This window comes from Stenotrophomonas sp. 8(2023), assembly GCF_030345295.1.
Taxonomy (GTDB): domain Bacteria; phylum Pseudomonadota; class Gammaproteobacteria; order Xanthomonadales; family Xanthomonadaceae; genus Stenotrophomonas; species Stenotrophomonas muris.
Map to the genome: position 1 here is coordinate 2,572,299 of NZ_CP128404.1, position 21,396 is coordinate 2,593,694.

General features: G+C 68.6%; 19 protein-coding genes. 8 read left to right on the plus strand and 11 right to left on the minus strand.

Annotated elements, in window-relative coordinates; genetic code table 11:
- Nucleotides 1-18 precede the first annotated feature (18 nt).
- The 9 genes from QP609_RS12115 to QP609_RS12155 all read right to left on the minus strand — a co-directional run bounded on the left by QP609_RS12115 (nt 19) and on the right by QP609_RS12155 (nt 11,103).
- Nucleotides 19-777 carry a 2,3-dihydro-2,3-dihydroxybenzoate dehydrogenase gene (locus QP609_RS12115; RefSeq protein ID WP_169410426.1) on the minus strand — a complete coding sequence of 253 codons (759 nt, stop codon included), beginning with the start codon at nt 775-777 and terminating at the stop codon, nt 19-21.
- Nucleotides 768-4,658: a non-ribosomal peptide synthetase gene (locus QP609_RS12120; protein WP_197621734.1), complete on the minus strand. Its 3,891-nt coding sequence runs from the start codon at nt 4,656-4,658 to the stop codon at nt 768-770. The genes QP609_RS12115 and QP609_RS12120 overlap by 10 nt, the downstream gene beginning before the upstream one ends.
- Nucleotides 4,655-4,912, minus strand: a complete 258-nt coding sequence (locus QP609_RS12125; protein WP_014647418.1) for a phosphopantetheine-binding protein — start codon at nt 4,910-4,912, stop codon at nt 4,655-4,657. Before QP609_RS12125 ends, QP609_RS12120 begins: the two co-directional genes overlap by 4 nt.
- Nucleotides 4,912-5,544 carry an isochorismatase family protein gene (locus QP609_RS12130; protein ID WP_014647419.1) on the minus strand — a complete coding sequence of 211 codons (633 nt, stop codon included), beginning with the start codon at nt 5,542-5,544 and terminating at the stop codon, nt 4,912-4,914. The genes QP609_RS12125 and QP609_RS12130 overlap by 1 nt, the downstream gene beginning before the upstream one ends.
- Nucleotides 5,544-7,196, minus strand: a complete 1,653-nt coding sequence (locus tag QP609_RS12135) for an AMP-binding protein (RefSeq protein WP_197621735.1) — start codon at nt 7,194-7,196, stop codon at nt 5,544-5,546. Before QP609_RS12135 ends, QP609_RS12130 begins: the two co-directional genes overlap by 1 nt.
- The gene (locus QP609_RS12140) at nt 7,193-8,386 is read right to left on the minus strand and encodes an isochorismate synthase (RefSeq protein WP_014647421.1); all 1,194 of its coding nucleotides are present in this window, start codon (nt 8,384-8,386) and stop codon (nt 7,193-7,195) included. Before QP609_RS12140 ends, QP609_RS12135 begins: the two co-directional genes overlap by 4 nt.
- Complete coding sequence (locus QP609_RS12145; protein ID WP_049439387.1) at nt 8,383-9,579, minus strand: MFS transporter; 1,197 nt, start codon at nt 9,577-9,579, stop codon at nt 8,383-8,385. Before QP609_RS12145 ends, QP609_RS12140 begins: the two co-directional genes overlap by 4 nt.
- Before the next feature lie 151 nt (nt 9,580-9,730).
- Nucleotides 9,731-10,042 (minus strand): DUF3817 domain-containing protein, encoded by a 312-nt coding sequence (locus tag QP609_RS12150; protein ID WP_041863547.1) that lies wholly within the window; start codon nt 10,040-10,042, stop codon nt 9,731-9,733.
- Nucleotides 10,043-10,167: 125 nt separating this feature from the next.
- Nucleotides 10,168-11,103, minus strand: a complete 936-nt coding sequence (locus QP609_RS12155; RefSeq protein ID WP_049439386.1) for a TIGR03571 family LLM class oxidoreductase — start codon at nt 11,101-11,103, stop codon at nt 10,168-10,170.
- Between the two features lie 66 nt (nt 11,104-11,169).
- Here QP609_RS12155 and QP609_RS12160 point away from each other — a divergent pair, with 66 nt between their 5' ends.
- The 5 genes from QP609_RS12160 to QP609_RS12180 all read left to right on the plus strand — a co-directional run bounded on the left by QP609_RS12160 (nt 11,170) and on the right by QP609_RS12180 (nt 15,359).
- Nucleotides 11,170-11,619, plus strand: coding sequence for a GNAT family N-acetyltransferase (locus tag QP609_RS12160; protein WP_049439384.1), 450 nt, complete (start codon nt 11,170-11,172; stop codon nt 11,617-11,619).
- A gap of 97 nt (nt 11,620-11,716) precedes the next feature.
- Nucleotides 11,717-13,237 carry a thioredoxin family protein gene (locus QP609_RS12165; RefSeq protein ID WP_197621737.1) on the plus strand — a complete coding sequence of 507 codons (1,521 nt, stop codon included), beginning with the start codon at nt 11,717-11,719 and terminating at the stop codon, nt 13,235-13,237.
- Nucleotides 13,238-13,822: 585 nt separating this feature from the next.
- Nucleotides 13,823-14,452 (plus strand): superoxide dismutase, encoded by a 630-nt coding sequence (locus tag QP609_RS12170; RefSeq protein WP_014647427.1) that lies wholly within the window; start codon nt 13,823-13,825, stop codon nt 14,450-14,452.
- Entirely contained in the window at nt 14,449-15,027 is a 579-nt protein-coding gene (locus QP609_RS12175) for a flavin reductase family protein (protein WP_032962524.1), read from the plus strand. Before QP609_RS12170 ends, QP609_RS12175 begins: the two co-directional genes overlap by 4 nt.
- Complete coding sequence (locus QP609_RS12180; protein ID WP_075077115.1) at nt 15,024-15,359, plus strand: tetratricopeptide repeat protein; 336 nt, start codon at nt 15,024-15,026, stop codon at nt 15,357-15,359. The genes QP609_RS12175 and QP609_RS12180 overlap by 4 nt, the downstream gene beginning before the upstream one ends.
- Nucleotides 15,360-15,364: 5 nt before the next feature.
- Here QP609_RS12180 and QP609_RS12185 read toward each other — a convergent pair whose 3' ends face one another.
- Both QP609_RS12185 and QP609_RS12190 read right to left on the minus strand, forming a co-directional pair.
- On the minus strand, nt 15,365-16,513 hold the full coding sequence (locus QP609_RS12185; RefSeq protein WP_197621729.1) for an acyl-CoA desaturase: 1,149 nt from the start codon (nt 16,511-16,513) through the stop codon (nt 15,365-15,367).
- Between the two features lie 11 nt (nt 16,514-16,524).
- A complete protein-coding gene (locus QP609_RS12190) occupies nt 16,525-17,595 on the minus strand; it encodes a ferredoxin reductase (protein WP_046431056.1) in 1,071 nt (356 codons plus the stop codon).
- A gap of 92 nt (nt 17,596-17,687) precedes the next feature.
- Here QP609_RS12190 and fabR point away from each other — a divergent pair, with 92 nt between their 5' ends.
- The 3 genes from fabR to QP609_RS12205 all read left to right on the plus strand — a co-directional run bounded on the left by fabR (nt 17,688) and on the right by QP609_RS12205 (nt 21,311).
- Nucleotides 17,688-18,344: an HTH-type transcriptional repressor FabR gene (fabR, locus tag QP609_RS12195; RefSeq protein ID WP_014647432.1), complete on the plus strand. Its 657-nt coding sequence runs from the start codon at nt 17,688-17,690 to the stop codon at nt 18,342-18,344.
- A 269-nt stretch (nt 18,345-18,613) separates the two neighbouring features.
- Complete coding sequence (locus QP609_RS12200; protein WP_197621731.1) at nt 18,614-20,773, plus strand: TonB-dependent receptor; 2,160 nt, start codon at nt 18,614-18,616, stop codon at nt 20,771-20,773.
- Nucleotides 20,763-21,311, plus strand: a complete 549-nt coding sequence (locus tag QP609_RS12205) for a thioredoxin-like domain-containing protein (RefSeq protein WP_134808989.1) — start codon at nt 20,763-20,765, stop codon at nt 21,309-21,311. Before QP609_RS12200 ends, QP609_RS12205 begins: the two co-directional genes overlap by 11 nt.
- Nucleotides 21,312-21,396 lie beyond the last annotated feature (85 nt).

The following is a 21,396-nucleotide window of genomic DNA, read 5'->3' on the forward strand; positions in this document are numbered from 1 at the left end:
GCAGGCGGCCGTCGGGGCTCAGCCGCGCAGGGTGGCGCCGCCGTCGACGTACAGGTCGCTCATGGCCACGTGCCCGGCCTGATCGGAGAGCAGGAACATCACCGAGTGCGCGATGTCCTCCGGGGTGGCGAGTTTGCGCAATGGAATGCCGGCCTTGTAGGTCTCCAGGTTGCCGGCGATCACCCGCTCGGCACCGTGCTCGTCCTGCCACATGCCGGTCTGCATCGGGGTCAACGTCGATCCCGGGGCGACGATGTTGCAGCGGATGCCCAACGGCGCCAGTTCCAGCCCGAGGCAGCGGGTGAACATGGTGGCGGCGGCCTTGGATGCCGCATAGGCGGCCATCCCGTGCCGCGGCACACCGGCCGCATTCGAGCTGACGGTAACCATCGCGCCCTGTCCGCGCGGCGACATCACCCGCGCCAGAGCACGCCCGACATGGAACACGCCGTCGGTGTTCACCGCGAACACCCGGCGCCAGTCGTCATCGCCGGTCTCGGTCACGCCGCCCACATGCAGCACACCGGCCACGCTGGCGGCCAGCATGATCGGCCCGATGCTGGACTCGACCCGATCCACCAAGGCGTCGACGGCCGCACTGTCGGTCACGTCAAGAGCAAACGCCTGCACACGTGCATCCGCGAACATGGGTGCTTCGCGATCAGTCGCCACCACGATGCAACCGGCCGCGGCCAACAGCCGTACCAGTGCCTCACCGATGCCCCCGGCGGCACCGGTCACCAGCGCCACACGACCTTCAAAACCGGTCAATTGCATGTTGCGGTCTCCTGTTGCTCGTCCCAGTGGCGCAACCGCGCCGACAACCACGGTGCCAGCTGCGCCACCGCATCGCGGCCGGTCAGTTCGGCGTGCAGGAACGGCAGTTCCAGTGCCTGCACCTTGCGCGCGTGGCTCCGCCACAACGCCGACTGCAGCTGTGGCCGCGCCTGGTGATCCCGGCCAGCGCGGACGTGCACCAGCGTGCCCTCGAACGGCCGGTGGATATGTTCACGGATCAGCCGATTGGTACCGGTCACCGCGCGCACCACGCCGTCAAGCACCACATCCGGCAGGCTGCCCAGTGCACTCCCGCCGCGACGCAGGAACGCGAGTATGCGTTCCCGGCTGTCCAGTTCCGGATGCGCATCCGGGTCATGGCCGGCAATCGCCAGTAGTGCCCGCAGTGCGGCGACGGCGTCCGGTTCAGGCTCGGCCCGCCAGCACTCGCTGGGATAGGCGTCCAGCAGCACCAGTTCGCCGACGTCGCGGCCGATCTCATGCAGCCGCACCGCCATCGCCTGGGCCAGGATGCCGCCCACCGACCAGCCCAGCAGATGCACCGGCCCCTTCGGCTGCAGTGCGACCACGCGCTGTACGTAGTCGTTGGCCATCGCCTCGATGCTGCTCGGCAGTGGCAGCCGCGCGTCCAGTGCCGGCGACTGCAGGCCATACACCGGGCGGGCTGGTTGCAGTGCCCGGGCGAGCGTGCGGTAGTTCCAGGCGATGCCACCGGCCGGGTGCAGCACGAACAGCGGCGTGGGCGCGGCAGCGTCGGTTGCGGCCAGCGCGATCACCGGCCCCAGCGCGTGATCGGCCAGCGCGGGTGGCGCGGCAATACGAACCGCCAGCGCGGCCACGGTGGGCTGGGCAAACAAGGCGCCCAAACCCAGATCGCAGCGCCAGCGCTGCTCGATCGCCAGCAGCAGGTGCACCGCCGACAGCGAGTCACCGCCGAGACTGAAGAAGTCCGCATCCACCGCCACCGGCGCCTCACGCCCAAGCGCCTGTGCGAACAGCAACGCCAGCTCCTGTTCCAACGGCGTGCGCGGCGCCAGGCCGGCAACTTCACGTTGCGGTGGCTTCGGCAACGCGTTGCGGTCGAGCTTGCCGTTGGCGGTCACCGGCCATTGGTCCACACCAACGATGGCCGAGGGCACCATGTAGTCAGGCACACGCGTGGCGAGGTGGCTGCGCAGCATTACGGCATCGGCAAGCGCGGTCGGCACATAGGCCACCAGACGCGCTTCGCCGGGAGCATCCTGGCGTAGCAGCACTTCCACCCGCTCCATGCCCGGCAGTTCGCGCAAAGCCGCCTCGATCTCGCCCAGTTCGATGCGCAGGCCGCGCAGTTTCACCTGATGGTCGCTGCGGCCCAGGTACTCCACCGCACCATCGCGGCGCCAGCGCGCCACGTCGCCGGTGCGGTAGATGCGCTCGCCCGCCAGGAAAGGATCGGCAAGGAAGCGTTCGGCGGTCAGATCGTCGCGACCGAGGTAGCCGCGTGCCAGCTGCACGCCGCCCAGGTACAGGTCACCGGCCACACCGACCGGCACCGCCTGCATCCGGGCGTCCAGCACGTACAGGCGGATGTTCCAGACCGGGAAGCCGATCGGCACCGGCCGCGAGCGATCCTGCGCTGACGCCGGCCAATAGCTGACGTCCACTGCGGCCTCGGTCGGGCCATACAGGTTGTGCAGTTCTGCGTGCACGCGCGCATGGAAGCGGTCGCGCAACGCAGCGTCCAGCGCCTCGCCACTGGTGAATACGCGGCGCAGCTGCAAACCTTCGGAGGCCGGCGCAGCGAGGAAGGCGTCGAGCATCGACGGCACGAAATGCGCGGTGGTGATGCCATGGCCCCGGATCAAGCGCGCCAGTTCAGTGGGATCGCGATGCGCATCGGGCCTGGCAACCACCAGCGTTGCCCCGCACAGCAGCGGCAGGAAGAATTCCCAGACCGAGACATCGAAGGTGGCCGGGGTCTTCTGCAGCACGCGGTCATCGGCGCCGATGCCGTAGTGCTCGCGCATCCACAGCAGGCGATTGACGATCGCGCGGTGTTCGACGACCACGCCCTTGGGCTCGCCGGTCGAACCGGAGGTATAGATCACATAGGCGGCATCGCTGGGCGCAGGATCCGCCCATGGCGCCGCGAAACTCAGCGCGGTCCACTGCTCCGGCGCGAGCACCGGCACACCGGCCACGCGCACCGATACGTCTGGCGCAGCCAGTACGCACACCGGCTGCGCCGACGCAAGAATACGTGCCAACCGCTCGTCAGGATGGGCAAGGTCCAGCGGAAGATAGGCCGCGCCTGCGCGCAGCACCGCGACCAGCGCGAGCACCAGTTCCAGCGAGCGCGGCAATGCCACCGCGACTACGCTGCCCGGGCCGACGCCCATCCCGCGCAGTTGTGCGGCAAGCGCGAAACTGCGCGCTTCCAGCGTTGCATAGTCGAGCGTAGTGTCGCCGAACACCAGCGCCGGCGCGTGCGGATCCCGATCCATGCCCTGCTGCAGCAATTCAACCAGGGTAGTCTCGGGAAGCGCATGCGCGGTGGCATTGAAACCGTGCAGCACCTGCTGCGCCTCCTCAAGCGTCGCCAAAGGCACGGCTGCAATATCGTCAGCCTGCAATGCTGCCGACACGAAATGCAGCAACCGCGCTGCATGCGCCTCGACATCCTCGCGACTGTACAGCGCGGGATTGGCCTCGATCTCAAGATCGAGAAGGTGCTGGCCATCGCCACGGAAGCCCAGTGTCAGATCATCCACCGGCCCGGTGCACAGCACCTCCAGCGTCGCCTGCACGCCGGCCAGCGCCAGCGGCTTGTAGAACGGCTGCACATTCACCAGCGGACCGTGCAGGCGCTGCTGCGCGCCGACCAGCCCCAGGTCCCGGCGCAGCTGCTCACTGCGGTAACGGCCGTGCTTGCGACCTTGGCTGAGCTGCCGGCCCAGGCCGCGGGTGAAGGCCTCGACGCTGCCCTCGCCGGCCGCTACGCGCAGCGGCAACACGTTCATCGCCATCGCCGGCACCCGCGCCGACGCGTTGCCGAGCCGGCCCATGTAGGGCACGCCCAGCACCACTTCATCGGCAGCGCTCATCCGCCGCAGGTACTCGGCCGCCAGCGCGGCCAGCACATCCGGCCAGGGCTGCAGCCAACGTGCCGACGCCTGCAGCAGCTGCTCGCGGAAGGCCGCATCGAGCGGCCGCACCCAGCGCAGCGCATCGTCGCTGGCCGCCACAGTGCCTGCCAGGCCCACGCCCGCCGGCGCCCCCTGCAACTGCTCGCGCCACCAGCGCCCGGCCTGCGCACGACGCGGGTCGGCACGATAGGCGGCGTCATCCGCCAGCACGCCCGCCAGCCCTGGCAGCGGTTCAGCCATGCGACCGGCATGCAACGCGCACACGCGATCGGTGAACAGCGCCATGCCGTAGCCATCGGCGGCCAGATGATGCACGCGCAGGTACCAGACCCAGCGCTGCCCGCCCAGGTCAAACAACACCTGCTGACTGATCCGGTCACGGGTGGGATCGACCGGGCTCAGACGGTCGGTGTGCATCAGGTTGCGTGCCGCAGCGGCGGGATCCGCCGCGGTGGAAACATCGCGCACCGAAAGCAGCGGCACGTGTGCCGGGTCATGCCACTGCAGCGGCTGGCCATCGGCCCCTTCGGCAAAGCGCAATGCGAAGGCCTGGGCCTCGCCTGCAGCCTGGTCTGCCGCTGCAATGAACGCGGCCACGTCCAACGGGCCGTCGATCCACACCGCGTGCGCGGTATTGAATGACGGATTGTCCGGTGCCAGCCGCTGTGCGAACCACAGTCCGGCCTGGGCCTCGGTCAATGCCACCGGTGTGGCCAGCGCAGCGGCGTTCATGCGTTCTGCGCGGCCTGCAGTTGCTGCACCACAGCCCACCACTGGCGCAGCGTGGTGTGCTCGGCCAGCTGCGAGAACTCAATGGGCAGGCCGGTGTTGCCCCAGGCCAGGACCAGGCCGAGCATGCGCATCGAGTCCAGGTCCAGGTCGATCAGGTTGTCGTCGTCACCGATCTCGGCCGGGGCACATTCCAGCACGCGCGCCACGTCGGCACGCATCCGCTCCAGATCCAGCACCTCACCCGTGGCGGCCATCACAGCACCTCCAGCAACTGGTCGGTGGTCATCGGTACGCCACAGGTGCGGGCAATCCAGTGCAGGGCCTGATCGTGGTCAGCACGCGAGAAATCCGCTACCGCATCGGCCGCGATGAACGCCTCGATGTCGCGCTGGAAGGCTTCGACCACGGTGGCCGTGCAGCCTATATGCGCATACACGCCAGTGACCAGCAGCTGGTCGCGTCCACGCACCCGCATCAGCGTCTCCAGGTTGCTGCGCTGGAACGCGCTGTAGCGGTGCTTCACCAGCACGTGCTCGCCAGGCTGCGGTGCCAGTGCCTCGATGATTGGTTCATGGTCGGCGCTGCGACGCATGCCTGGTCCCCACAGGTCGGCCTGCAGGCCACGGTCACGGCGGTCCTGGTCGCCATGCTGGGCGGTGTAGAACACCGGAATGCCGTGCGCGCGGCAATGCGCCAGCAGCCGTGCGATGTTGTCCACTGCCGGCCGCAGCGGTGCGTTGCCGGCGTCGAATGCGGCCAGGAAATAGCGCTGCATGTCGTGCACCAGCAGGGCGGCACGATCGCGCTGCGGGCGCCACGGGCCGCGCGCCTGCGGCAGCTCGGCGGCAGTCGGCAAGGGGTAATCGGTGATACGGGGCAGCGCCATCAGCGCGTTCCTCCTGTCTGTTGCAGATGACGCGCACGCAGCTGCGCGCGCAGTTCGCGGCGGCTGATCTTGCCGACCGCGGTGGTATCGAAACTGTCGACGAACACGACCTGGTCGGGCACCTTGAACGCGGCCAGGCCGCGCCCGCGCATCCAGGCCTTCAGTGCCGGGGCCTTGATCGGCTCACCCTGCTGGATCACGAACGCGCAGCTGCGCTCACCGAGATACTCGTCAGGAATGGAGACCACGGCGGCGTCGAACACGCCGGGGTGGGCCAGAAGGTGATCTTCGATCTCCTCGGCGGAGATTTTCTCGCCCGCCCGGTTGATGTGGTCACCGGCACGGCCCTGCACCACCAGGTAGCCTCCGGGCAGCTGCTGCACGCGGTCGCCGGTGCGGTAGAAGCCGTCGTCGGTGAACGAACGCGCATTGGCCACCGCATCGTTGTGGTAGCCACGGATGGTGTAAGGGCCGCGGGTCAGCAGATGCCCTACCTCGCCTTCCGGCACCGGCTGGTCATGGTCATCGACCACGCGCACCTCGTCGTCCGGGCTGATCGGCCGGCCCTGGCAGGCTACGATCAGTTCTTCCGGATCATCCAGCCGTGTGTAGTTCACCAGGCCTTCGGCCATGCCGAACACCTGCTGCAGCGTGCAGCCAAGACCGTCAATCACCCGCCGTGCGGCTTCCGGCACCAGTTTGGCCCCGCCTACCTGCAGTACCTGCAGGCTGGACAGGTCGTGCTTGCTGGTGGCGGCGGCCTGTGCCCACAACAGCGCCAGCGGCGGCACCAGCCCACAGCAGGTCACTTGCTCGCGCGCGATCAGCGGGAAGGCCGCGTCCGGCCCCGGACCGGGGCTGAGCACCACGCGGGCACCGGCATACAGCGCGCCGAAGAAACCGGGCGAGCTCATGGGAAAGTTGTGCGCGGCCGGCAGCGCGACCAGATACACGCTGTCGCGGTCGATGCCGCAGAGGTCATTGCTGGCACGGAACGAGTAGATGTAGTCGTCGTGGGTGCGTGGAATCAGCTTGGACAGCCCGGTGCTGCCGCCGGAGATCTGCAGGAACGCCACCGACTGCGGGTCCGGGTCGGCCGGCAGCTGGTTGCGGTCTCCCTGCAGCGCCTCGAGCGCGGTGAACTCTGCTGCATCGCCATCGATGACCACGTGGCGCAGCGCCGGCACCTCGGCCTGCAGCGCCCGCGCCAGCCCGCGATGATCAAAGCCATCGTGCAGGTCGGCAGTGATGTAGGCACTGGCTTCGGCCTTGTTGGCGAAGTGCACCAGCTCGGTGATGCGGTGCGCCGGCAGCGCGTACACCGGCACCAGGCCGGCGCGGAACAGCCCGCATACGGTGGCGATGAACCCGGCGGTGTTGCCCAGCTGTACCAGCACCCGCTCACCGGGTTGCAGGCCGAGTGCCAGCAGTCCGGCACCGATGCGACCGGCCTCGTGCCACAGCTGCGCGTAGCTCAGGCGCACATCGCCAGCGACCACGGCGATGTCATCAGCGTAGCGTTCCGCACGCTCACGCAGGAACGCCGGGAAGGTCTCGCCGCGCCAGTAGCCCGCCTCGCGATAGCGCACCACCAGCGCATCGGGCCATGCCTGCTGCAGTGGCAGGCGGGAAGAAACAGTGGGCGTGTTCATGCAGCAGGCTCGATGACGGGCGCGGCGTCGTGGACGCCCAACGCGTTCAACAGGGCGGCAAACTTCGCCGCGGTTTCGGCGACCTCGGCCTCGGGCTGCGACTGGGCAACGATGCCGGCGCCGGCGTACAGGCGCAGCTGCGTGCCCTGCAGGCGTGCGCAGCGGATCGCCACATACCAGTCACCATCCCCTTGCGCATCCAGCCAGCCGACCGCACCGGCGTAGAAGCCACGCGGCACCGGCTCAAGCTCGCGGATACGCTGCAGTGCCGCCAGCCGGGGTGTACCGCAGACCGCCGGCGTTGGATGCAACTGCGCCAGCAGCTCGGCCGCCGATGTCTGCGGATCCTTCAGGGTGGCGTGGATGCGGGTGCCGAGATGCCACATGCTGGCGGTGGCATGCAGCACCGGGCGCGGCTGCGCATCGATGTGGCTGCAGTACGGCGCCAGGCCCTCGATGATGGCCTCGACCACGTGGCGGTGCTCGTCATGGTCCTTGTTCGAAGCCAGCAGCGCCTGCGCGGCGCGCTCGTCCTCGGCGGCATCGGCACTGCGGCGCGCGGACCCGGCCAGCGGGTGCGACAACAGCTCGGCGCCACGCTTGCGCAGCAGCAGCTCCGGTGTTGCGCCGACCAGCCAGGCCGGTGCGTGCCCCGGTTCAACCGGAAGCGGCACCGCATAGGTCGCCACCGAGGGATCCGCGCCCAACCGCGCCAGCAGCACCTCTGGAGACAGCGCATGGCGGCTGTGCGCCAGCAGGCTGCGCGCCAGCACCACCTTGTGCAGGTCCTGGTCGGGCGCGCGCAGCGCCTTCACTGCCTCGGCAACCGCGGCTGCATAGTCCTGCGCTGCGGGCTCCGCCTGCAGCGGGCCCTGCAGCGCCGGCGCCGCCCGTGGTTGCAACGGCAGGGCCGGCAGCAGGCGCTCGGGCTGGTACAACGCGTCGTCGGCACGCGGTTCGAATGGCACCGCACCGACCAGCAGGCCCGGACCGCCACGCTGCTGGGCGAAGAAGGCCGCAACGCGCTCCGCCAGGGTTGCCAGCGCGCCACCCGGCAGCGCGAGGCGGCAACCGCGTGCGTGCACATGCTGGCCGGCATGCTGCAGCAGGAACAACGACGCGTCGTCAGTGCTCTCGAGCGGCGCGGGCGCAGCCTCCGGCCACGCGCCCTGCATCAGGGAATCGTTCATGGGGTCTCCTTCATCCGATGCGCTGCAGCCAGCGCGCACAGCAACAGCAGCAGCGCGCCGACCAGCAGATATGGCAGGCTGGGCCCGCCGCGATACAACAGCGTGCCGAGCATCGGCCCGGCCACCATGCCCAGCCCCTGCGCGGCAGCGACCGTGCCCGCCGCGGCACCCTGCTCGTGCGCTTCCACCGCGTCGGCGGCCAGCGCCTGGAACGAGGGGAATACGAAGCCCATGCCGAACGCGGCCAGCGCGTATGCCGCCGGCAACTGCCAGCCCTGCTGCACGCCCGCCACCGAAGCAAAGCCAATGCCGGAAATCAGCGCGCCGAGGATGATCCAGCGGCGCGGATGCACCTCCAGCTTCATCACCAGCGCCTGCGCCAGGATCAGGCCGATGCCGACCGCGGTCAGCGCGATGCCGGCCATGCGTGCACCAGCGGCAGCATCCAGGCCCAGGCGATCAATCGCGAAAAAGCCCACCGTCACCTGCGCGATGGTCACCGAGACCATGGCGATGAGCGCCGCCAGCTGCGGCAGGCGCAGGCGCGGGTCGAGGCGGCTCATCGGCGCGCGGCGCTGTGCGGACGCGCCAACCACCGGCGGTGTAGCCGGCAGCCGCCAGGCCAGCAATGCCAGTGCCAGCAGCGGCAGCAACGCGGCCACGTACAGCGCCAGCGAAAGGTTGGTATAGGCAAGCCAGCCGGCAGCGGCCGGCCCGAGCACCATGCCCAGCGCATTGGCGCTGCCCAGGCGGGCGAGGAATTTCGCACGTTGGCCGGTCGGTGCCTTGTCGGCGATGAGCGCGGCTGCGGTAGGCGGCACCGCCGCGTAGAACAGGCCGATCAGGCCTCGCGCACCGACCAGCACCAGCACCGATACCAGTACCGGCGGCACCGCCTGCAGGGCAACGTCGATGAACACCGCCAGCGCGATGTAGACCACGGTGTAGGCGCTCATCGCCAGCATCAGCACGCGCTTGCGGCCGATGCGGTCGCTGAGCTGGCCCCATGGGCGCGCGGCCAGCATCCACAACGCGCCCGCGGCGGTGACCGACAGTCCGGCATGCCACTCGGACAGCCCGAGCATGCGGACCACCGGACCGATCACGGCGACGAAGGACATCATCGCCATGGTGCCGATCAGGGCGGCCACTACCAGCGCCGGCAAGCCGGGAACGACGGGACGTGCGTGCATGGAACACCAGCCGTAACAGGAAGGGATCGCCGGGCGCACCTGCGCCCCGCCCGGCGCCGGCCCTGCTCAGGACCGGACGCCATCCTCAAATGATAACGGCTCGTATTTGCATTTGATACCCATTCTCTTGAACGGGCACGCAACAGCGACTTCAGCGCACCGCGCGCAGGCCCAACAGGCCACGGCGCTTGAACCACCATTCCAATGGCAGCGTCACCAGCGGCGGGATGGCTGCCAGTAGCGCCAGCGCACTGGCCCACCACGGCCAGCGCAGGCGCAGCGCCGCGAACAGCGTCACCGCCACATAGAGCAGGAACGCCACGCCGTGCAGGGGTCCGAACAGCTTCACCAGCGCCACGTTGGCCATGGGGCCGTACTTCATCCACATGCCGATGAGCAGGCCGGCCCAGGTCACGGCCTCGATGAAAGCGACCGCGGCGAACAGGCGTCCGCTCGGGTGCATGGGGGAACGTTGGGTCACACGGGGCTCCGGCAGCGGGGCATCAAATGCGAATGATACGCAGATGCACACTGCATGTAGAGCCGAGCCGTGCTCGACTGCTGGAGCGTGTCCACCAAGGTGGACACCTACCGGGGCATATTCGGCAGAACCTGCTCCCCGATCTCACGCAACACCGCGTCCATCGGCCGCCCGTTGTCGACCAGATTGAACATCACGTGCGCCACGCCCTGCCCATGCACGCGCAGCAGATAGTCACGCAGGCCATCGCGGCCGACCTTCAGGCCCAGCGGCAGCGGCTCGGCTGGCGCCTGCGGATCTGCCTGCAGATCCAGAAGCATCGACTGCACGAATGGCTTGCCCGGCCCACCGCGCTGCACCAGCGCCTGCTGCCACAGGCCGATGCGCCCCTCCTGCGCGGCCTCCTCACGATGATAGGTGGCCCAGCCTTCGGCCTCGCGCGCGATCCACTGCAGGCTCTGCCGCGCGGTACCCACCACCAGCATCGGGATGCGGGTTGCCGGCGCCGGCAGCACGTCGAAGCCACCCGTGGCCTGCAGTACGGCGGTCCGCGCATCGGCCTCCGGTGACAACGCCGCGCGCAGCAACGTCCAGCGCTCACGGAAGGTCGTCGCCCTGCCCTCCAGATCCTCGCCGAAGGCGGCGAATTCTTCCGGGCGGTCACCCGAACCCAGGCCCAGCACGAACCGCCCTGCACTGATCCGGTCCAGGCTCAAGGCCGACTTCGCCACCTGCAACGGCTGGCGCAACGGCAACACGATGGCGGCGGTACCGACCACGATGCGCGTGGTCGCGGCGGCCAGCATGCCCAGCCACAGGAAGGGGTCGTCCAGCGCGCTCGCCGTCGCGTCCGGACCCTGCGGCACCATCAGCGGTACATCGCGCGCCCACAACGCGGCGAAACCAAGATCGTCGGCCAGCCGCGCAATGCGCCGCGCCGCGCCCGGATCGGCCAGCCCATGCGCCGCAACGGGCGTCATCAGGCCCAGGCTCAGTCCCTGTTGCGGAAACAACGAAGCGTAGGCGGGATTGAATTCACTCATGGGACCAGCTTAGCGTGCAGGCAACCGGCGACGATCACACGCCACACGCCACAGGAAGATCGCTGCATGCCGAGGATCCGCCCCGCCCACATCGATGACATGCCCGCGATGAGCGCGGTATGCCTGGCCGCATTCACTGCGGCCGTCGCGCCCTCGCTCAGCGCGGCCGGCATTGCTACGTTCGGCAGTGTCGCCGCCGCCGATGCGTTCGCTGCACGCCTGCAGGGTGACAACCAAATCCTGGTGGCCGAGCAGGATGGCCGCATCCTCGGCGTGGTAGAGCTGAAGGAAGGCCGCCACCTGGCGATGCTGTTCGTCGATCCCGCCTGCCAGGGCCAGGGCATCGGCCATGCCCTGTTCGAAGCCGTGCTGCCGCACCTGCGCACACCGGTGCTGACCGTGCGCGCCTCGCTCAACGCAGTGCCTACCTACCTGCGCTATGGCTTCGTGCTGGACGGTGATGTCGGCGAGTTCAACGGGCTGGTGTACCAGCAGATGGTGCGGGCAGCCGCCTGAGGGCAGCGGGTGTCATGCCCCGCCGCACGGCCGATATAAGCAAACTGAATCAGCACACTCCCCGGCCATTCCTACAATGGACTGTCCCCCCTTCGAGATGCCGCCGATGCGCGTCGCGCTTTCCGTGTTGCTGCTGGCTTCGGCGCTGAGCGCCTGCACCCCGGCCCCGGTGTCCACCGCCAGCTCCGCCGAGGCGCCCGCGCCGGCGTCCGCCATCGCCTGGCGCCAGGGCGATGTGGACGATGCCTTCGCCGAGGCCGCCGACAGCGGAAAGCCGGTGCTGCTGTACTGGGGCGCGGTCTGGTGCCCGCCGTGCAACCAGCTCAAGGCCGGCCTGTTCAAGGACCCGGCGTTCATCGCGTTGACCGGCAAGTTCGTGCCGGTCTACCTGGATGGCGACGAGGAAGGGGCACAGGCCTGGGGCGAACGCTTCGGGGTGCGCGGCTATCCGACCCTGATCGTGCTGGACCCACAACGCACTGAGCTCACCCGCGTGGCCGGCGGCAACGACGCGGCCGAACTGACCCGTGCGCTGACCGTCGCAGCCGGGCGCCGCAGCGCCATCGCCGCCACCCTGGCGACGGCACTGGCCACGCCGGACAGGCTGGCCGCCGAAGACTGGCAGGTGCTGGGCGACTACGGCTGGGAAGTCGACGCCAACCGCCTGGCCGGCGAGCGCAGGAGCCAGGATGTGCTGCGCCAGCTGTCCAAGGCCGCACCCGACGCGGCGCTGCAACGCCGCTTCGCCCTGCTGGCCCTGGCCACCGCCGACACGCCCGCCAGCTCGCCCACCGAGGTGCGTGAGCTGCTGCAGGCAGTGCTGGCGCAACCTGCCGAAGTCCGTCGTAACCGCGAACTGCTGGGTTACGCGGGCGCGACGCTGGTCAAGCAGGCCAGTGCGGGGCCGGCCACCAGCAACACGCTGGGACAGCAGCTGCTGGTCGCACTGGAGCGCGCAGATGCCGAGCGCGGTGATCGCGCCGACGACGCGTTGTCGCGTGCGCTGACCGAAGTGTCGCTGGCACGTCAGCAGCAGCCAAACGGCCCACTGCCCGCGGCCCTGGTTGAGCGGGTCAAGCAGCGCGTGGCCGCTGCCGATGCCGCCGCCACCGATGCGCATGCACGCCAGGCCACGATCAGCAGCGCGGTCTACGCACTGCGCCAGGTCGGCGACGACGCGGGCGCCGAGGCGCTGTTGCTGGCCGAGCTGAAGCGCAGCGAGCAGCCGTACTACTACATGCCCGAGCTGGCCGAACTGGCCGAGCAGCGCGGCGACACCGCCGGTGCGCTGGAGTGGCTGAAGCGTGCCTACGATGGTGCGCAGGGCCCGGCCACCCGCGTACAGTGGGGCGTGCTGTACGTGGAGGGCCTGTTGAAGCTGGCGCCGGACGATGCACCACGCATCGAGCAGGCCACCGCCTCGCTGATCGCCGAACTGGAAGCGCAGCCGTCGGGCTACCACCAGCGTACCCGCCAGCGTTTCGAGCGCCTGGCCGGGCAGTTGAAGACGTGGAGCGGCAAGCACCAGGGCGCCGAAACACTGGCGCGGCTGCAGCAGCGGATGCAGCAGGCGTGCGGGGAACAGGTTGATGGTGCGTGCAAGGATTGGTTGAGTTGAGTTGATGAAGGCGCTGGCGGCTGGTTCGCCTGCCGGCGCTTTTGTTGATATCGGCTGTGACGGGGGAAGGGGCTGGCCGGGACACGCCGTAAACCCATCCTTGGGGGCTCGATGGCGCCATCCATGGCGCCAACGGTCCCGGCCAGCCCCTTCCCCCGCCACCCGACGGTTTCCTGCGAGCGCGGGCAGCGCAACAGCGCGCCGGTGAGGTTCGAAAAGCGGGTTCTGGTAGTGCCGGCCGCTGGCCGGCAACCCGACCTTCGCTGATTGCCGGCCAGCGGCCGGCACTACCATGCCGCTCCTGCTCCTGCCTTTGACTCCGTCTCCGCGCCAGCGCAGGGAGCTGTCCTGCAGGGGCTGATGGGTCAGCGCAGGACCGTTGGCGCCACGGATGGCGCCATCGAGCCCCCATGGATGGGTTCACGGCGTGTCCTGCGCTGACCCATCAGCCCCTGCCTGCCAGGAAGAATCAAGGCGACGAACGCGCACGCATTTCAATCCCGCCCCTTGACCTCAACCAATGTTGAGGTGCGATAACAATCTCCCCACGGCCAGCCCCTGGCCTTCCCCACGGAGATTGCTTCGATGTCGTACTCGCTTCCCCCGCTCCCCTACGCCTACGACGCCCTTGAGCCGCACTTCGATGCGCGCACGATGGAGATCCATCACAGCAAGCACCACCAGGCCTACGTCAACAACCTCAATGCCGCCATCGAGCAGGCCGGCATCGCCGAGCTGCCGGTCGAGGCGCTGATCGCCAACCTCGGTGCCGTGCCCGAGGCGCAGCGTGGCGCGGTCCGCAACAACGGCGGTGGCCACGCCAATCACAGCCTGTTCTGGACCGTGCTCAGCGCGGACGGTGGTGCACCCGATGAGGAACTGGCCACCGCCATCGACCGTGACCTGGGCAGCTTCGATGCCTTCAAGGACGCCTTCAGCAAGGCCGCGCAGACCCGTTTCGGCAGCGGCTGGGCCTGGCTGACCAGTGACCGCGATGGCCGCCTGCAGGTCGAAAGCAGCGCCAACCAGGACAGCCCGCTGATGGGTGCAACCGTGGGCCTGTCAGGCAATACCCCGATCCTCGCGCTGGACGTCTGGGAACACGCCTACTACCTGCACTACCAGAACCGTCGCCCGGACTACATCGGTGCGTTCTTCAACATCATCAACTGGGCCGAGGTCGGCCGGCGCTACCGCCAGGCCCGGGCCTCATGAGCGGCGAGACAGTGCCGTACGCCGGGCCGTGGGCGGGGGTCTTCCCCGCACCGGCGCCGGTGCCGTCGGTCGAGATGCCGCCGCGTGCCCTGCGGCGGCTGCTCGGCCATTTCCCGACCGGCGTGGCCATCGTCTGCGCGCGCGATGCACAGGGCAAGCCGGTCGGCCTGACCATCAACTCGTTCGTACCGGTCTCGCTGCAGCCACCGCTGGTGCTGTGGAACCTGGCGTTGCACGCGCAGAGCCTGTCCACCTTCCAGCGCGCCACCCGCTTTGCAATCAGCGTGCTGGCGGCCGACCAGGAAGCGCTGGCCCGGCGCTTCGCCGATCCGCAGGTCCGCAATCGCTTCGACGGCCTGGCATTGCTGGATGACGACGAGGACGCCCCACCCCGCATCGCCGGTGCCGTGGCCCATCTCACCTGTACCCGCCACGCACAGTGGCCGGTGGGCGATCACCTGCTGCTGGCCGGCCGCATCATCGACGTGCACGAGAACGGCGGCGCGCCGCTGCTGTTCCATCGCGGCCGCTTCCAGCCCGGCCCGGCCGAACTGCTGGTGGAGGTGCGCGGATGAACATCGAAGCTCTGGAATGCATGCTCGCCGCCGGCAAGGATGGCGCGCTGCTGCGCTTCGGCCTGGGCAAGGGCTGGCTGGATGCCGGCAACCCGGTGCGCGCGGCCACCCATCTGGGCCGTTGCGTGGTGCTTGATCCGCAGTACTCGGCGGCGTGGAAGCTGCTGGGCAAGGCCTGGCTGGCCAGTGGCCAGCCGCAGGCGGCGCGCGAAGCCTGGCAGCGCGGATTGAGCGTGGCCGGCAGCAAGGGCGACCAGCAGGCACGCAGGGAAATGCAGGTGTTCCTGCGCCGCCTGGACCGCGAGCAGGCGGAGCCGGCGAAGGCGGGCTGAGTTGATCAGCCCGCGTTGGCCGATGCCGGTGCGGACATGATGTCCGACATCGGCAGGCGGCGCGGCTTGCTCGGGAATGCGTGGCGCAGGATGCGCCAGACCACCTGGCCAAACTGGCGCGGCAGCGAGCCGTTGTTGTAGTGCTGGCCGTAGCGACGGCAGATGTCCTTCACTTCCTTGGCAATGGCCGCGTAGCGGTTGGCTGGCAGATCCGGGTAGAAGTGGTGCTCGATCTGGTGGCTGAGGTTGCCCGACAGCACGTTGATCAGGAAGCCGCCGCTGATGTTGGATGAACCGCGCAGCTGGCGCAGGTACCAGTGGCCGCGCGATTCATTGCGCAGGCATTCCTTCGGGAAGGTTTCCGATTCGGCGGTGAAGTGGCCGCAGAAGATGATCACGTAGGTCCAGATGTTGCGCAGTCCGTTGGCCACCATGTTGCCCAGCATCACGGTGAGGAAGAACGGGCCGGCCAGCAGCGGGAAGAACACGTAGTCCTTCAGCACCTGGCGGGCCATTTTCCGCGCCACCGGGCGGGTCTGCAGCCACATCGCACGGCCGCTGATACGGCCCTTCAGCCAGCGGCCCAGGCGCAGGTCCTGCGCGGCCACGCCCCACTGGAACAGCAGCGCGAAGATCGGCGCGATGAACGGCTGCAGCAGGTAGAACGGCTTCCAGCGCTGCTCCGGGAAGATGCGCAGCAGGCCATAACCGATGTCATCGTCCATGCCACGCACGTTGGTATAGGTGTGGTGGCGGAAATTGTGGGTCTTGCGCCAGTTGTCGGCAGTGGCAACGATGTCCCACTCATAGGTATTGCCGTTGAGCTTGGGGTCGCCGGTCCAGTCGAACTGGCCGTGCATGACGTTGTGGCCCAGCTCCATGTTCTCCAGGATCTTCGACAGCGCCAGCAGCAGCGTGCCGGTGATCGCGGCCGGCCACAGCAGCGGCATCCAGAACAGTGGCGAGAACGCCGCCAGGAACAGCAGGCCACGGCCCCCCACGCCAAACCAGCGCACGGCGGCGGCCACGCGGCGGATGTAGCGGGTATCGGAGGCGCCGAGGCTGCCGATCACACGGTCGCGGATCGCGTCGAGTTCCTCACCGAAGGCATGCATCTCGGCAGTACTCAGGGCACGGTCGGTAGCGCGGGTCATGGCAGGCGTCCTCAGAGATCCAGGGTCAGGTCGGTGGTCGGTGCGCTCACGCAGATCCGTACCGGCTGCGCCGATTCGGACTGCAGGTCGCCGGTGCGCAGGTGGCGGGTGGCGCCACTGACGCGGTCACAACTGCAGGTGTTGCAGATGCCCATGCGGCAGCCATGCCTGGGCTTGATGCCATGGGCTTCCAGGCTTTCCAGCAACGAGCTGCCACGCGGCACGCTCAGCTGGCGGCCACTGCGCGCCAGCGTCAGCACGACCTCCCCTTCACTGCTGGCGTCACGCAGCGGTGCGGGAGGAGTGAACGCTTCCGCCTGGAAACCGGCAACCTGGTGCGCCAGGCGTTCGCGGGCGGCGGCAACGAAGCCGTCCGGGCCGCAGGCCAGCACATGGCGCTGCGCCAACGGGGTGTCATCGCCCGCCACCTGCAGGTCGTGGGCATCGATACGTGCGGCGGGCACATCCCCTTCGCGGGTGGTCAGCAGATGCACACGCAGGTTCGGCTGGCTGGCGGCCAACGCCTGCAGCTCATCACGGAACTGCAGGTGGGCGGCGCTGCGTTCCCAGTAGAACAGGTCCACCGGCGCTGCCAGCGGGCGCTGGCAGGCGTCGCGCAACAGGCTGCGCATCGGCGTGATGCCACTGCCGGCAGCCAGCAGCAACACCGGCGCCGCAGCCGGCATGTGGAACTCGCCGAAGGCGGCATCGAGGCGGAACAGTTCGCCCGGCTGCGCGTGGTTGACCAGGTGCTGGCTGACGAGGCCGCCGTCGATCGCCTTGACGGTGATCGCCAGCTCGCGCCGACCCAGTGCGGTGGGGCTGTAGCTGCGCTGCCACAGGCGCCCTTCAATCTCCACGCCCAGGGTGACGTGCTGGCCGGCGCGCATGCCGGCCCAGTGCCGGTTGGTGCGCAGGACCAGGGTCGCCGCGCCCTCGCCGGCCGGCTCTCGCCGGACCAGGCGGGCCACCGGCTCGCGCAGGGTCCACAGGGGATTGAGCTGGCCCGCCCAGAAATCGAACAGCGACGGCGAGACCCAGCGGTACGGAGAGAACAGGGACGGACGGACGACAGCGCTCATGGGCGAACTATACGGGCGCACATACACCTGTGTATACATGTGTATATTGAACCGGATTGGGTATGATTCAGCCTCGCCCCACCGGAACCCCCATGGCCGCCGCCACCGCCTTGTCGACGCCTGAAGATGCCAACAGCCCGGCCCGCCGTACGGTGAGCCGCGAGGACCTGCTGGCCGCCGCCCTGAAACTGATCGGGCCGCACCGCAGCCTGTCCACGCTCAGCCTGCGCGAAGTGGCACGTGAGGCCGGTATCGCGCCGAACAGCTTCTACCGGCAGTTCCGCGACATGGACGAACTGGCCGTGGCGCTGATCGACGCCGCCGGCCGTTCGCTGCGGACCATCATCGGCGAGGCCCGCCAGCGCGCCACCTCCACCGCCACCAGCGTGGTGCGGGTTTCGGTGGAGACCTTCATGGAACAGCTGCGCGCCGACGACAAGCTGCTGCACGTACTGCTGCGCGAAGGCGCGGTGGGTTCGGACGACTTCAAGCACGCGGTCGAACGTGAGCTGCACTATTTCGAGGAAGAGCTGCAGCACGACCTGGTGCGTCTGGCCGCGCTGGACGGCGCCGTGCTGCATGCCCCGGAACTGGTGGCCAAGGCCATCACCCGGCTGGTGTTCGCGATGGGTGCCACCGCCATGGACCTGCCGCCGGAGAAGGACCCGGAGCTGATCGAAGAGATCTCCACGATGATCCGCATGATCATCGTCGGCGCCCGCACGCCCGCCGCGTTCCGCCGCGGCTGACGATCGCCCCCGGGGTCGGATCCCTTTCCAGGGGAAAGGGCTCTGACCCCAACCACACAGCAACACCAACCTCCGTGCATGACCACAGGCAGGGTTGCGGCCGCCAAATGTAATGTTATAACACAGCCATGATCTGGCTCGATCGGCGTTCCGCTCGGAATGACTGCGGCTTCCTTATATAGCACTTGCTATATTGATAAGCCACTGCTTTCATATGCGTCAGCCAGGTCGCCCTCGCCGCCTTTCTTTCCCCCAAGGACGACGCCCTCATGCCCGTTGCCACGCCCCTCTTCGATCGGCTGCCCCTGGCCGCCGCCATTGCCCTGACCCTGCCGCTGGCTGCACTGGCCGCCACTCCGAAACCGACCGAACTGGACCGTGTGCAGGTCAAGGTGAGCACCGCCACGCGCAGCGAACGCCTGCTGTCGGACGTGCCGATCCGCACCGAGGTGCTGCGCAAGGAAGACATCGCGCTGCGCGCGGCCACCGACTTCTCGCGCGCCGCCGAGCTGATCAACGGCCTGCGCGTGGAGAGCAACTGCCAGAACTGCAACACCAGCGAAGTGCAGCTGCTGGGCCTGCCCGGTGCCTACAACCAGCTGTTGTTCGATGGCATCCCGCTGCTGTCCACGCTGGGCAGCGTGTACGGCCTGGAACAGATTCCTGCCGGATTCGTCGACCGCATCGAAGTGGTCAAGGGCGGTGGTTCGGCGCTGTATGGGCCGGGTGCGGTTGCCGGTGTGATCAACCTGATTCCGCCGCTGCCGGCACGCAGTGGTGGCCATGTGCAGGCCGGCGTGGATGTCCTGAAAGGTACGCCGCAGAAGAACGCCGACCTGCGGCTGGACCTGGTGGCCAGGGACGCAGACGCCGGCCTGTCCGTGATTGCCCAGCGCAACTGGAACAACGGCATCGACTACAACGGTGACGGCTACACCGAGATCACCCGCAAGAACCTCAAGGTCGGCGGGCTGCAGGCCTGGTACGCGCCCACGCCGGGCACGCGGCTGCGCCTGGACCTGCAGGTGACCGATGAAACCCGCCGCGGCGGCAACCGCTTGGACCAGCCCGGATACCTGGCCAACATCGCCGAATCGCTGGATACGAAATACCGGCGCGGCAGTGTGTCGTGGGACCAGGAGATCACTGCCGACGTCGATTTCCGCCTGGCCTACGCCTTCGCCGACATCGACCGCGACAGCTTGTACGGCGGTCTCGGCGACGTAGTCACCGATCCGTCCGCACCCGGCTATGACCCGTCGCAGCTGGACCGCAACGTGGCCGGCAGCGCGGCCTCGCGTTCGTGGCGCCAGTACGGCCGCACCCACAACCCGCTGCACTACATCGACAGCCAGTTGAACTGGCGGCTGGGCGCGCATGCGCTGGCCTTCGGCGTGCAGTACAAGCACGAGGCGCTGCGCGACGACAACCGCACCGGTGACGGGCAGCGTCTTGCGGTGCTGGAGGATGCGACCTTCCACAACCTGGGCGCATTCATCCAGGACGAATGGAGCCTGCACGACAACGTCGACCTGGTGCTGGGTGCACGCGTGGACAAGAGCTCGGAACTGGACATCGCGGTGTTCTCGCCGCGCATCGCGCTGGCCTGGCAGGCTACACCGAACCTGAAATGGCGGGCGGGCATTGCCACCGGCTTCCGTGCTCCGGAGATCTTCGTTGAGGATGTGCATGTCGATACGCTCGGCGGCGAGCAGGTGCGCGTGCGCAATACCGATGGCCTGAAGGAGGAGCGCGCGTTGACCACCCTGTTCGGCTTCGACTGGCGCTCGGACCCGGCCAATCCGGTGTGGAGCTGGGATGCTACCGCCTCCTATGCACGCATCCGCGATACCTTCGCGCTGGGCGAGATCCAGCGCAGCGATGACGGCCAGCTGAGCCAGCTGCGTTACAACGCCTCCGGCTCGGACGTGCTGGGTGCGGAAACCAACCTCGGCTGGCAGCCGTCGCCGCAGTGGCGCCTGACCGCCGGCGCCTCGTGGTACCGCTCGCGCTTCCGCGAGCCGCAGCGCATCTTCGACGACAGCGGCGACGGTGGCGACACCGTGATCGAAAGCCGCGACTACCTGAAGACTCCGCGCTGGACCGGCTTGGCCCAGCTCAGCTGGATGCCGGCCGAACCGTGGGAGACCTTCGTCGCGCTGCGCCATACCGGGCCGATGTCGGTGCTGAACAACCGATTGGGCGAACTGCACCGCACGCGTTCGTTCCTGGTCACCGATCTCGGGGCGCGCTGGCACCGTCACCTGGGCGCACAGGCGCAGCAGGAAGTGTCGGTGGCCGCGGGCGTCAAGAACGTGTTCGATCAGCGCCAGAAGGATCTGGAAGTGGGCGCGCTGCGTGACAGCGACTATGTCTACGGGCCGCGCTTCGCGCGCTCGTGGTATGTCAACCTGCGCTATGCGTTCTGAAGCGCTGCGAGCGTTGGTGCTGGCCTGTGCCGTGCTGCCGACCGCACCGACGGTGGCTGCGGACCTGCACGCGCAGGTCTCGGCCTCGTTGATGCGGCCGGAGCAGCGCTCGCTGCGGCCGATGCAGTGGTCGCCGCCGCCGAAGCTGGTCGCGCTGTACTTCGGTGCCGACTGGTGCGCACCGTGCCATGCGTTCGTCCCCACGCTGCGCAGCGTGCGCGACGCATTGCGCGAAGCCGGCGCCGATACCGAAGTGGTGTACGTCAGCCTGGATGAGAGCGAGAGCGCGCTGCGCCGCTACATGCACGCGCAGGACATGCCGTGGCCGGTGCTGGACCCGCGCCGCGCCGCGCGCATGCCGGCGCTGCAGGCATTGGCCGGGCTGGCACCGCCGAACCTGGTACTGATCGATGCCGACGGCACGGTGCTGGCCAACGGCTGGCAAGGCCGGCGCTATGAAGGCCTGCAGCCGGTGTTGAAGGAATGGATGAAACGGGCGTGTGCGCAGCAGCAGGCGCGCTGCCCGCCCGATCTGTAGAGTCGAGCCACGCTCGACGCATTCGATCACCGTGCGAACGGCAGCCGAGCATGGCTCGGCTCTACAAAAACCGGGATCGCGCGAA